This is a genomic window from Mesorhizobium sp. WSM4810 (genome assembly GCF_055811235.1).
Genome location: NZ_JBVVQV010000036.1, coordinates 18,953 through 32,812, shown reverse-complemented (window position 1 = coordinate 32,812; position 13,860 = coordinate 18,953). Strand labels below are relative to the sequence as shown.

Here is a 13,860-nt window from a genome sequence, read left to right as displayed (position 1 = left end):
CAAGGCTGTCTCCTAGCCCACCCACTTCTCATAGTCGGACACGAGCAGGTGCAGCGGCGCTACATCCTCGTTGATGTCCGCGAAGCGGCCGATCGGTTCGCGGAAGACATTATCGGTGAGATCGTCGTTGACGGTCGACACCTCGCCGATCAGCACATCCTTGCCCTCGGCCCAGAACGCATGCCAGACGCCTGGCAAAAGCGTGACGCTCTCGCCCGGATCGAGCTTCAGCAGCCCGCCCGCCGGCAGCCTGTGGATGGTTCCGTCGACAGGCACCGACACCTCGGCCTTCGGATCGATGCCGCCATCGCGATCGTGCATGAACAGTTCCAGCACCAGCTTGCCGCCACCACGGTTGATGATGTCCTCGGCCTTGATATTGTGGCGATGCATTGGCGACAGCTGATCCTTGCGCGAGATCATGATCTTTTCGGCATAGAGCATGCCCATGCCCTTCTTCATGTCCTCGTAGCGACCGTTGCGAACGGTGAACAGGAAGAGGCCGAGCTCGTCGAACTTGCCCTGGCCGTAGTCGGTGATGTCCCAGCCGAGCCGGGAGGAGAAGATGGCCGACGAATCCTGCCGGCGAGCCTTCATCTCTTCCGGCGACCAATAGGCGAAGGGCGGCATGATGTAGCCGAACGAACGGATGAAGGCATCGGCGTCGCGGATGATGTCGTTGATAGCGGAGCGTTTCATGGTCGTGGTTCCTTCCAGTCGGCCTAGGCGATCTCCAAACCGAATAGCCGAACGCCGGTACGGTGTCGACGTAAACTGCATGAGCTGGCCTCATGACATCCGGTCCGATCAAGGTCATAACGGCAACCAGTTTCCTGATGGTGGCATTCCATGCTGAGCATAGACGAACTCGATACGCCGGCGATCCTGATCGACGTCGACCGCGCCGAAGCCAACATCGCGCGGGCGCAGGCCCACGCCGACCGCCAAGGGCTGAAGCTCAGGCCGCACATCAAGACCCACAAACTGCCTTACTGGGCAAAGAAGCAGATCGCAGCGGGTGCGGTCGGTATCACCTGCCAAAAGATCGGTGAAGCCGAGGTGATGGCCGATGCTGGGCTCACCGACATTTTTCTGCCTTACAACATTCTGGGCAGGGCCAAGCTGGAGCGCCTCAAGGCGCTGCACGACCGCGTGACGCTGTCGGTGACGTCAGACAGCATGGAGACGTTTGCGGGTCTCGCCGCCACCTTCACCGATCTAGGCCGGCCGCTACAGGTGCTGGTGGAGTGCGATACCGGCATGGGCCGCTGCGGCGTCCAGTCGGCCAGCGAGGCTGTCGCGCTGGCCAGGGAGATCGACAAGGCCAGGGGGCTCGCCTTCGGCGGGCTGATGACCTATCCGGCGGCAGGCCGCGCCGCCGAGGCCGAGACTTGGCTCGCCGATGCGCGCCAGGCGCTCGCCGCATCCGGCCTCGCCTGCGAACGCATCTCCAGCGGCGGCACGCCGGATTTGTGGCGCGCAAGCGAGGCTTCCGTCGTCACCGAGTACCGCCCTGGCACCTACATCTATCTCGACCGCTACCAGGTCGCCAAGGGCGTCGGCAGCCTCGACGATTGCGCGCTGACGGTGCTGTCGACGGTGGTCAGCCATCCGACGCCGACACGGGCCATCCTCGATGCCGGCAGCAAGGCCTTGTCCAGCGATACGCTGGGGCTGCCCGATTTCGGCGAATTGCTGGGTACTCCCGGCGCCACCGTCACCAGCCTCAGTGAGGAGCACGGCAACGTCACGCTTTCCGGCGACGCCAGGCTGCGTATCGGCGAGCGCGTGCGCATCGTGCCCGACCATTGCTGCGTCGTCACCAATCTGTTCGACGAAGTTCACTTGATCGCCGGAGAACAGGTGCTGGAGACGCTGCCGGTGGCGGCGCGCGGCCGCATGGGATGAGAAGCGGTCCGCGGAGCGGACGGAAAGCCAATTGCTTGGCTTTCGAGCTTTGACCCCCTGAGCCTGCGAGGGGCAAAGCTGAAGTGAGTCAGGCTGATTGCCGTTCGGCCTGCCGTGCCGCGACGCGGCGCATGGCAATGACCCGGCGACGCAGGATTTCCGTGCGCATCGCCATCAGATGCAGCGCGAAGAACAGCACGGTAAAGCCCAAAGCCATCACCAGCAACGGCCGCAACAGGCTGGGATCGATGGTCGGCCCCCCGAGCCGGATCACCGAAGCCGGCTGATGCAGCGTGTTCCACCAGTCGACGGAGAATTTGATGATCGGGATGTTGATGAATCCAACCAGGGTGATGACTGCAGCGGCCCAGGCGGCGCGCGCGGCATCATCGAGGGCCCGCGTCAGCGCAATGATGCCGAGATACATCAGGAACAGCACGAACACCGAGGTCAGCCGCGCATCCCACACCCACCAGGTGCCCCACATCGGCTTGCCCCAGATCGAACCGGTGATCAGCGCGAGCGCTGTAAAGACGGCGCCGATGGGTGCCGCCGATTTGAGCGCGACGTCGGCCAGCGGATGGCGCCACACCAGCGTGCCCAACGCGGAAACCGCCATCAGCGTGAAACACATCATGGCCAGCCAGGCGAAGGGCACATGGATGTACATGATACGTACGGTGATGCCTTGCTGGAAATCCTCCGGCGCCGTGAAGCTCATGTAGAGCCCGGCGGCCAGGAGGAGTGTGGCGATGGTTGCCAGCCACGGCACCACCTTGTCGGCCAACCCGACAAACCGCGTCGGGTTGGCGAAATCCATCCAGCCGCTGAGGCGCGAAGTCATGTCACTCATGCAGCTTTACATAAACCGGTGACAGGCTTGGGGCAACTACAGCACCGTGTCGCAGGCGGGGTCTTGCCTTCTCCCCCCCGTGGGAGAAGGTGGCCGAGCGAAGCTCGGTCCGATCAGGGGTGCTGGCCTGAGGGAGGCCGGCGCCAAGCTGGAGCACCCCTCATCCGTCGCCTTCGGCGACACGTTCTCCCACAAGGGGAGAAGGGAAGAACTCAGGCGGCCGCGTCCGTGATGGTTCGGCTGAGGCGGCGGACTTCCTCCTCGTTTAGCAGGCCGCCGGCGCGCAGCAGGCTGGCGAAGCGGCCATTGCGCATCGACAATTCTGCAAAGCCACCCATTTCGACCACCTTGCCCTTGTCCATGAAGACGACCAGATCGGCATCGCGAACAGTGGTCAGGCGGTGCGCGATGATGAAGGTGGTGCGGCCGCGCCGCAATTCGTCGATCGCTTCCTTGACGCGGTCTTCCGTCTCGACGTCAAGCGCGCTGGTCGCTTCGTCGAGCACCAGGATGGGTGAATCCTTCAGCACGGCGCGCGCGATTGCGATACGCTGGCGCTCGCCGCCCGAAAGCTGTCCACCGCGTTCGCCGACGACCGTATCGTAGCCGTTGCTCTTCGACAGGATGAAATCCTGCGCGGCAGCGGCGTTCGCGGCGGCGTGGACCTCATCATAGGTCGCCTCGGCGCGCCCGACGCGGATATTGTCCTCGATCGAGCGGTTGAGCAGGCCCGCATCCTGGAACACGGTGGCGATCGAGTGGCGCAGCGACTTGCGGGTCACCGTGCGGGTATCGATGCCATCGATTAGGATCCGGCCGCTGGACGGCGAAAAGACCCGCTGCAGGAGATTGATCAGCGTGGTCTTGCCTGCGCCGGTCGGGCCGACGATGGCCACGGTCCGGCCGGCATGGACCTCGAACGACACGTCGTTCACGCCCTGCCCCGAATTGGCGAATTCGAAGTTGACGTTTTCGAAACGCACATGACCAGTGACGTTGACCAGGTCACGCAACCCGTCCGGCTCGGCGGCCTCGGCCGCGGAGTCCTCAAGGCGATAAAATTCCTCGAGCTTGGCCCTGGCTTCCGAAATCTGGTTGGCGAAGGCCGACATCTGGTCGAGCCGGGCGATCAGCAGCGTGGCAAAGCCGGTAAACGCGATGACGTCACCGATCCGCAATTGGCCATGCATGACCAGATAGGAGCCGATCAACAGCACGACCATCATCGAAATGGTCGACGACAGACGGTGCAGGGCGTTGGCCAACGCCCACCAGTCGAGCACCGGATACTGGGCATCAAGCAGGTTCTTGACATAGCGCTTCAAGGCGTCGGTCTCGTGGCCGATGCGATTGTAGCTCTGCAGCACGGCGACATTGCTGACCGAGTCGCTCACATGCGCGAACACCTGGTGAAAATGCCGCTCCACGGACGCCTGGCCTTCCCTGGTGCGACGCATCACCAGCCGGCCAATTCCGACGTAAAGCGCGCCCAGCGCCAGCAGGACCATCGACATGCGAATGTCCATGCTGAGCGCCGTCGGCACCAGCAGAACCAGCGCGACAACCGTGGACAAATGCTGCCTCATGAACTCGAGCCAGAGGCTGAACAAGGTCTCGACCGCGCGCAGCAGCGTATGCAGGGAATTGGAGGTGCCGCGCTGATGATGCCAGGCAAGCGGCATGGTGATTACGCGCTCGAATGATTGGCAAAGAACCTCGCTGCGCCGCGCATGGGCAAAACGGTCCGCGCCGCGCGCCACCAGAACGAAGGCGATGACGTTGAAGACGCCGATACCGGCCCATAGTCCGAGCGTCGAAAAAACCGAGCCGCTATCGGAAATGGCATCGATCACCCGTCCGAACATGATCGGCTCAAGGATGGCGATAATCGCAAGCGCGACATTCGCCCCACAGATAAACGCGACGCGTTTTCTGTCGGCAGCGAGATAACCGAGCGCTCTCCAGTAGATTTGCAGAAGGGACACTTCAGCTACTCCGGCAAATTGTTATTGTGCACTGCATCATTTTCTGACTCGTACTCGTTGACGTGTCGCGAAACAATGCCCTCGTACCCCTTCAGTTCCCAATTCGCGAACAAAAGATGGCGACGCTGCGAAATCTGTCGTGATCACCTAACGGTTTGAGAAAAAAGGTAAAATGTCAGCCTTGCGGCAAAATCGTGGCAGGCCGGAAGCACTGCCGAAATTTTAATCAGCAACTTGGCATGTACGAATCCCAAAAGCCTGCATCGGCTTTTGGGACATCTCATGCGCAATAGAATTGCTCGAGCAACTTTAAATAACGCACATCCTCAAGATGTACAAAGACGCTCCAAATCCTTGAAGCTACGCCGGTATCCTGACGACCAGATCGGCCTTGTCGCCGGCTTTCGGTTCGAAAGACGAAGCCTTCGTCTTTTTACCATTTACCTCGAGCGAGACGGCTTTGGCCTTCTTGTCGCGGACAACCTGAACCCTGAGCTCGGCCCCCAGCACCTTGAGCGTTGCCGCATAGCCATCCCAATGGCTGGGCAGTTTCGGCCTGAACTGGATGCGCTCGCCCCTGCGCTCGATGCCGAGGATGCCTTCGACCGCCGCGCGATAAAGCCACCCGGCCGAGCCGGTATACCAGGTCCAGCCGCCGCGGCCGCCCTTGCCTTGCCCGGCGTAGACGTCCGCCGCGACGACGTAAGGCTCGACGCGGTAGTGCTCGGCAGCGGCCTCGTCGAGCGCATGGTTGACCGGGTTGAGCATCGAGAAGCAGCGGTAGGCGTCGTCGACGCGCCCCATTTCGGCGAGCGCAATGACGAACCATGTCGCTGCGTGGGTGTACTGGCCGCCGTTTTCACGGACACCCGGCGGGTAGCTCTTGATGTAGCCTGGGTTCTGTTCCGTCCTGGAAAAGGGAGGGGTGAAAAGCTTTACGATGTTGAGCTCGTCGTCGACGAGCATTTTCATCGCCTGCTGCATCGCCGTCGTCGATCGCGCCGGATCGCCCTCGCCCGACAGCACGCTCCACGACTGGGCAATCGAGTCGATCTTGCATTCCTGCGAGCCGCGCGACCCCAGCGGCGTGCCGTCGTCGAAGCTGCCGCGACGGTACCATTCACCGTCCCAGGCCGTGCTTTCCAGCGCCCGCTTCAGCACGCCGGCGTGTTTTGTCCAGGCTTGCGCATGCTTGGCGTCGCCTTCCGCCTTGGCGACAGCTGCAAAGTCGCCCAGCGTTTTCAGCAGGAACCAACCCAGCCAGACGCTCTCGCCCTTACCGTGCTCGCCGACACGGTTCATGCCGTCGTTCCAGTCACCGCCGAGGATCAGCGGCAGTCCGGCGGGGCTGCTGCGCTTGATGGCAAGGTCAAGTGCGCGCGCACAATGATCATAGAGTGAAGCGGTCTTCTTCGATATCTCCGGCGTGAAAAAGGCGTCGTGCTCACCTTCTTCCAGCGACGGCCCTTCGATGAAGGGCAATTGTTCCCTGAGGATCGCGGTATCGCCGGTCACCAGCAAGTAGTGTGCCGTGGCGTGGGCGAGCCAGACCACGTCGTCGGAAATCATGGTGCGGACGCCTGCCTCGGTTCGCGGCAGCCACCAATGCTGCACGTCGCCTTCGGGGAATTGCCGCCGCGCCGCGTTGAGGATCTGGTCGCGCGCCAGTTTCGGATCATGGAGAAGCAGGGCCAGCGTGTCCTGCAACTGGTCGCGGAAGCCAAAGGCGCCGCTCGCCTGGTAAAACGCCGAGCGGGCGCGGATGCGGCAGGCAAGGCTCTGATAGGGCAGCCAGTGGTTGACCATCGCGTTGAGCGCCCTGTCCGGCGTCTCGACCTGGATGGTGTCGAGAAACCCTCGCCAGGTGCGTTCATTGTCAGTCAGCCGCTGATCGAAATCCTTGCTGCCATGATGCTGTACCAGCGCGCTGGCTTCCTCGGCAGAGGCTGCATCGCCGAGCAGCCAGAGCAGCGTCACGTCGCCGCCGGCAGGGATGTCGACGTCGCGTGCAATTGCCGCACAAGGATCGTCGCCCGCCTCGACGCGGCCCGACAGGCTTGCGCCGCTGAGCACGGCTTGCGGGAGTTCGCTGGTACCGTTTCGGCCGATGAACTCGCCGCGGTCGGCCGTCACCGAGTGTGCCGCGCCGTCGGCGGCCAGGAAGGCGACCCGCTCGCTGAAATCGAGCCCGTAGGGATTTTGCGCCAGCAACGCGCCCGTCGCAGCATCCCTCGAGGGAACGATGGTCGCCGCCGTGCGCGAACGATGGCTGCCAAGAACCCATTCCGCATAGGCATAGACGCGCAGGCGCGCCGGCCCCGAACCGGAATTCTGGATGCGCAACCGGGAGATTTTCACCGGATCGACGGAATCCACCACATGGGTAAGGTCCATCGACAGCGGCCCGCGCTTCGAACGGAAGGTCGAAAACCCCTGCCCGTGCCATGTTTCGTAGGTCATGGCGGGATCGCGGACCACGGCGGCCAGCGGCGAGAACGCCCGGCCGCTGGCATGATCGTAGATATAGATGCCCTCGCCTGGCCGGTTGGTGACCGGGTCGTTCGCCCACGGCGTCAGTTGATAGTCGCGGCTGTTTCGGCTCCAGCTGAAGGCAGCGCCCTCAGCCGAAACGTGGAAACCGAACGAGGCGTTGGAGACGACGTTGATCCAGGGCTGCGGCGTCGTGCGGCGGCCAGCAAGGCGCACGACATAGTGGCGTCCGTCGCCCTCGAAACCGCCAAAACCGTTCCACTGGTTAAGCCCGCTGCCGTCGGCACTGCCGTCGAACGAGGCTTGGGCCCACGTCTGTGGCGCCGGCGGAGACGGTTCACGAAGCGCTGCTGCACCCGCCGGCTGCAAGGCGTCCCGCGCTTGCAGCGCAGCGGCCTCGGCGCGCTCGATCTGATCGAAGATGGTGCCGTTGCGCGTGTGCAGAACGACGCGAGCAGTGGCCAGCAGCGTCTTGTAGGTCGCCTCGTCCATGAGGTCGCGGCGCACCGCGAAGATGTGCTGGCGGGGTCCTAGCTCCTTGCCGCGCAGGCGGCTGTTTTCGCACAGCGTCTCGACCGCCCGTTGCAGGTCCTGCACGTAGGACGAAGCCTGCTCGTTGATGACGACAAAGTCGATCATCATGCCTCGGGCGCGCATGTATTCCTGGAAGCGGAGCGCCTGAGCAACGATTTCGAGATCGGCGACATCGCCGATCCTGACCAGGAAAATCGGAAAGTCGCCGGATATGCTGGTCGGCCATAGGCCCGATTGCCTACCGAGCCCGGAAGCGATCGATTCGGCCGGAAGCCGCAGGAACGGATCCGGATAGATCAGGTAGCGCGCCAGATTCTGCACATTGGCGGCATCGGCAAGGCTGAGACCGAGATGCCGGGTCTGCACCTGTGAGCGGGTCCAGGCGAGCATCGCCTGGCGCGCGAAGGCTTCCGGATGATCAAGCCGCGCAATGGCTTCTTCGAGTTCGGCACGGTTGGCGCCGACGGCAGTCCAGAAGGTCAGCGCTATCTTCTTGTTGGCCGGCACGCGCACCTGTCGGCGAAGTGCCGCGACCGGATCCAGCGTGAAGCCGGAATGGCCGCCAAGCTTGGCGCCGGGATCGAAGGCGGCGGCCTCGGTAATGGTGCGGCCGCGGCCTATGAAGGCGCGCCGGTCGGTTTCGGCCTCGGCGTCGCGCGTCGACCCAGACGGGTCGGTGACGAAATGCACCATGGCGACATCAGGCTCGTCCGTTTCCCGCTTACGTCTGGTGGTGAAGATCGCTGCGTTATTCGCAGCGATTTCGGTTTCCACGAACATTTTCGAGAACGCCGGATGCGCGTTGTCGGATGCTTCGGAGCCCAGCACCAGTTCAGCGAACGAGGTCACTTCGATATGCCGGTCGACCGGGCCGTCATTGTAGAGCGTCACCCGCCGGCCTTCGCCATTTCCTTCCGAAATGACGATGCATTCGACCTCCGAACGCAGTGATCCCACTGACTTGACGAAGCTCGCCTTGTCGTCGGAGAACAGCGTCCGCACCTCTTCGTGGGTGGCACGCTTCGGCTCGGCGGTGGCCGACCACCAGTCGCCGGTGCCGGAGTCGCGCAGGAAGATGTAGGAGCCAAGCCGATCCTCGGTCGGGTCCGGCTGCCAGCGCGTGACGGCAAGCTCGCCCCAGCGACTATAGCCGGAGCCGGTCGCGGTAACCATGACCGAGTAGCGGCCATTGGACATGACGCTGGTCGAACGCAGCGCCTTGAGCGGGTTGAGCACGATGCGCGTATCGGGGCTTTCGGCTTCCGTTTCGTCCTTCGACCGTTCGTCGGCCTCGGTCCTGACGGTGGCGGTCGGGATGTCGCGCGGCGCTCTTTCCTGCAGCAGCAACTCGGCCGACTCGATCACCGGATCGCTGTGGAAGCGGTCGCGCAGGCGTCCTTCGAAGATGGCGTCGGCGACGGCGGCGATCGACATGCCGGAATGGTGGGCCATGTAGTTCAGCACGACGACATGGTCGGTGCCCTCCGGCACGCGTTGCGGCGTGAAATCGACCGCATCGTAGAAGCCGTGCCGGCCAAGGGCGCCGAGCCGCCGCAGCCTGGCCAGGTTCTGCACCGATTCACGCGGGGTGAACTGCGCCGCCAGCACGGTCGCATAAGGGGCAATCACCGTGTTCTGGCCGAGACCTCGCTTCAGGCCCAGCCCGGGCACGCCGAAATTGGTGTACTGGTAGGTCAGTTCGCGATCGCGGGCGTTGTAGGCCGCTTCCGAAATCCCCCAAGGCACGTCCTTCGAGCGGCCGTACTGGATCTGGCGCTTGATGATGAGCTTGCTGGTCTGGTTAAGGATGCTGCCTTGCGGCTCCTTCATCACCAGCGGCGGCATCAAATACTCGAACATCGAGCCGGACCAGGACATCAGCGCGCCCTTGAACCCGATCTCGACGATCGGCCGGCCGAGGTGGAACCAGTGCTCCGTCGGCAGATCGCCCTTAGCTATGGCGAACAGGCTGGTCAGCCGCGCCTCGGAAGCCAGCAGGTCGTAGCAGCTTTCGTCGAGCTGATGCTCCTCGACCCGGTAGCCGATCGACAGAAGCTTGCGTTCCTTGCGCATGAGGAAGGAGAAATCCATCTCGAAGGCAAAGCGGCGCGTACGCTCGCGCAACGACAGAAGCTTGGCCCGCAGCGCCTCGACGGCAGTGTCGTCGCTATGCGCGTCATGGACATGCGCTTCGCAGGTGGCTTCCAGTCTCGCCGCCCAGTCGGCGATGGTGTCGCTCTGCGTCGATGCGGCCTCAGTATGGATGGCGATGGCGAGCTTGCGGATCTCGCCGGCCAGAACGGCCAGATTGATGGTGCGGATCGAAGCCATCTCGGGCTGTGCCTTGATCGATTCGACCGCGCGTCGCATGCCATCGAGGCGATCGGCAAGTCGCTGGCGCAACGGCCGCAACTGACGGCGGTCGTCAGGCAACTCCGCCAGGCTTTCGTCGAGGATCGTCACCGTATCGAGGATACCCTCGAAGTCGCCCTGAAGGTGGACTGCAGGCGCTTCCGCCCATTCGGCACAGGCTGCCGCCACCGCCACCAGATGGCCGGCGAGATTGCCGCTATCGACAGCGGAAATGTACAGCGGATAGAGCGGCTTCAGCGTCGTCGTGTCATACCAGTTGAAGAGATGGCCGCGCTCACGCGGCATGCTCTCGATAGTCGACATCGTCGCGTCGATGCGGGTGGTGGCGTCGGACAGGCTGATCCAGCCGAAATCGCGCGCCGAAACAACTGACAGGAGATAGACGCCGATATTGGTCGGTGAGGTGCGGGGGGCCACGACAGGCGCCGGGCTTTCCTGGAAATTGTCGGGCGGCAGATTGTGATGCTCGGCCGTCACGAAGGTCTCGAAATAATGCCATGTGCGCCGCGCAATCGTGCGCAGCACATGGATGTCCGCCGCCGATATGCGCAAACGGTCCTCGGTTTCGGCCGAGCGGCTGATAAAGAAGGCGAAGGCCGGCGAGCCGATCCAGAACAGCGCGAAGAAGAAGGCGACGAAAGCTCCGGTGGAATCGGCCACAACAGGGATGGCGAGGCCGACGACGCCGACGATCACAGCGCCGTACATCATGCCGTAATAGGAGCCGAGATCGTTGTCGCCGATCTTGTGAGCCTGCGAGGCAGTGCGCCATTCGAGCATGTTCTTCCGGCTGACGAACAGGCGGTAGAGCGTGCGAATGATGGCATCGCCCATCATCCAGGCCAGATGCGCCATCAGCACGATCTTCAGAGCCACCAGGGCGGTGCCGAAGACGACGTCGCGCGCCAGCGCCGAGAAATGACCGCGCGGCGTCTGGTCGCCGCTTTTCGGCAGGATGGCGTGGACGATGTCGAATGTGGGCGCCATGAAAAGTGTGAGGATCAGCAGCGCCTGCCATTGCGCCGCCTGGGTGAAGGGCAGCAGCGTCCAGCCGGCGATCGCGGCCATCACCCAGAAGATCGGCGTCAGCGACCGGCGCAGATTGTCGACCATCTTCCAGCGCGACAGCGCCGGCACGCCGGAACGCGGATTGAGAATGAAGCCCAGAAGCTGCCAGTCGCCGCGCGCCCAGCGATGGTGGCGCGACGCGTCGACCGAATAGCGGGTCGGATAGTCCTCGACCAGTTCGACGTCGGTGACCAGTGCCGCGCGCGCCAACGCGCCTTCGAGCAGATCGTGGCTGAGCACGGTGTTTTCTTCGATGCGGCCCTTCAGCGCCGCCTCAAAGGCGTCGACGTGATAGAGCCCCTTGCCGGTGAAGGAGCCGTCGCCGAAGACGTCCTGGTAGATGTCCGAGACGGCAAATACGTAGGGATCGAGGCCGCGATTGGCAGAAAAGACCCGCTGAAAGAAGGATGCGTCGTCGCCGCTGGTCAGCGGAGCGGTGATGCGCGGCTGCAGGATGGTGTAGCCGGCGGTGACGACGCGCTTTGCCGCATCGTAATGCGGGCGGTTGAGCGGATGGCAAAGCTTTCCAGCCAAACTGGCGACGGCATCGCGGGTGGTGCGCGTATCGGCATCCAGCGTCATCACATGGATGACCTTTTCCGGCAACGGCACGTCCAGCGGCAGAAAGGTGGTGTCGCTGTCGCCACGCAGCAGAAGATTCAGTTCGTGGAGCTTGCCGCGCTTGCGTTCCCAGCCCATCCAGGCGCCCTGGGATTCATTGTAGAGCCGCCGGCGGTGCAGGACATAGAAACGCGGCGCGCCTTCGCTGGGATAGCGGGCGTTCAGCCGCGCGATCTCGTCGCGAGCATATTGGAGGATCTCGATATCCGCCGCATCGATTTCGGTTTTGCTGTCCGGCCAGTCCGAAAGCAGAGCGAAATGGATTTCGTCCGCCGTGTTGGCCAGGTGGTGCACTTCGATGTTGCGGATGTTCTCCTCGACGTCGTCGCGCGAGCCGATCAGCGACGGCACCACCACCAGCGTGCGCGCCTCGGGCGGCATGCCGCGTTTATAGTCGTAGCCGACGAGGCGCGTCGGCTTCAGGAACAACGATACGACGGTGTTGAAGAAGGCAAGCGCGCCTTCGCTGGCCGGCACGGCAAACAGCGCCAGCATCAGGACGATCGACGGTATGGACAGGCCGAGACTGGCAAGGGCGTTGCCGGAGAGGACAAGAAGCAGGACCGTCAGCGCGAACACCGGCACGACAATGCCCAGCCATCCGGTCTTGTGGAACGCCCGTTTGATCGTGACGCTGACCGTCGGCCGATAGCCGATCGCCTTTTCCAGTTCCAGCCGGCGCGGACCGACCAGAAAGAACCCGACGTCGGTGTGAGCGGTCGGACCGGTGACGGTGGTATCGGCGACAGCGGCATGGCCGGCGAGTTCGATCGCCTTTTCAGCAACGCGGAATTCGGAACGATCGGAGCGGCGCGCCATTTCCTCGATCGCGGTCCGGTACTGGTCGCGCGAGAAGAAATCGAGCGCGGCAAAATCGGTGCGCTCGCGCAGCAAGGTGTCGATGCGGCTGACGTCTTCGAACCAAACCGTCCAGTCGATATCGTTGATGAGCCTGAGGCCGCGGATGATGTTGCCGGTGGTTACGTTGCCGCTGGACAACGTGCGATGCTCGCTGATGATGATTTCCTCGGCATCGGAGCCGGACCTTTCAAGCTCGCCCTCCAGCCATTCCAGCGCCCTGCCGGCATTTTGCGACCCGTCGCGCAGGCGGTAGAGCAATTGGGTGGCAAAGGTGGTGTCTTGTGCATGGGCGACGTAGTTCGACAGGATCGCCTGACGGTCGGCGGTTTCATCGAGTGCCAGCACGCGGTCTGCGACCTCGTTGGCAATCTGGCGCATCTGCCGGGTACGACTGACCCGAACCGCGATCCGGCGAAGATTTTCGATCAAAACGAAGCGCAGCAGCGATGGCAGCGCCCAGAGTTCGCCGATCTTCAGCGGCTCGACGGCCTGAAAGCCTTCGACGATCGCCTTGAACATGGTCGCCGAGACCGAACTGTCCGAATGGGCGACATAGGTCCAGGCCAGCGCAAGGGCGCGCGGCACGCTGGCGCCGTCGGACAGTTTCAGGGTCGGCAACTGACGATAGAAGCGGCGTGGCAGGTCGCGCTTGACCTGGAAGATGGTTTCTTCGACCAGATAATTGTTGTCGAGCAGCCATTGCGCCGCCGGCGTGATCGTCTCGCCTCTCGCCTGCGCGGCATTGGTCGAACGGTAGACTTCGAGAATCTTGCTGGCGCTGTCGCGGACGCGTGGCTGGAAATCGAACGGCTCCAGGCCGAACAGATCCTTGACGTCACCCTTGGCGAGGCTTGCACCCAGCGTGCGCAGGCGCTCTTCCGGCAGGAAATTGGAGCGTATCGGCTCTTCCGTGATGGCCGGAAAGCTCGCGCTTGTCTTTTCCATTTGGGTGGGGTCTGTCTGGATATTCATTGAAAATTCCGCATGGGGGACGCGTTACCGGCGTCACCGCCACGGCAATGTCCCTAGAACCGATTGAAATGGAATTAGTTGCATCGAAACAAGGGCCGAAAGTTTATTTTCGCACCAAGACCTGCAGACGAACCACCTCCCTCCCGCCGGGAGTTGATCGACGGAAGGATTCAGGCTTTTTCGTGATCTGGGCTT

General features: G+C 63.1%; 5 protein-coding genes. 1 reads left to right on the top strand and 4 read right to left on the bottom strand.

Features of this window, described 5'->3' with window-relative positions; translation table 11 throughout:
- Positions 1-12: 12 nt before the first annotated feature.
- Positions 13-699, bottom strand: a complete 687-nt coding sequence (locus AC0L3O_RS31605; protein WP_128170261.1) for a D-lyxose/D-mannose family sugar isomerase — start codon at positions 697-699, stop codon at positions 13-15.
- 150 nt (positions 700-849) lie between these two features.
- Between AC0L3O_RS31605 and AC0L3O_RS31600 the strand changes: the two genes are divergently transcribed.
- A complete protein-coding gene (locus AC0L3O_RS31600) occupies positions 850-1,908 on the top strand; it encodes a D-TA family PLP-dependent enzyme (RefSeq protein ID WP_473617595.1) in 1,059 nt (352 codons plus the stop codon).
- Between the two features lie 88 nt (positions 1,909-1,996).
- On the opposite strand, the gene AC0L3O_RS31595 is transcribed toward AC0L3O_RS31600, so the two are convergent.
- The 3 genes from AC0L3O_RS31595 to AC0L3O_RS31585 all read right to left on the bottom strand — a co-directional run bounded on the left by AC0L3O_RS31595 (position 1,997) and on the right by AC0L3O_RS31585 (position 13,665).
- Positions 1,997-2,761 carry a heme ABC transporter permease gene (locus AC0L3O_RS31595; RefSeq protein ID WP_023803199.1) on the bottom strand — a complete coding sequence of 255 codons (765 nt, stop codon included), beginning with the start codon at positions 2,759-2,761 and terminating at the stop codon, positions 1,997-1,999.
- 212 nt (positions 2,762-2,973) lie between these two features.
- Positions 2,974-4,746, bottom strand: coding sequence for a glucan ABC transporter ATP-binding protein/ permease (locus AC0L3O_RS31590; protein WP_473617594.1), 1,773 nt, complete (start codon positions 4,744-4,746; stop codon positions 2,974-2,976).
- Between the two features lie 360 nt (positions 4,747-5,106).
- Positions 5,107-13,665 (bottom strand): glycoside hydrolase family 94 protein, encoded by an 8,559-nt coding sequence (locus AC0L3O_RS31585; protein WP_473617593.1) that lies wholly within the window; start codon positions 13,663-13,665, stop codon positions 5,107-5,109.
- Positions 13,666-13,860: the final 195 nt, after the last annotated feature.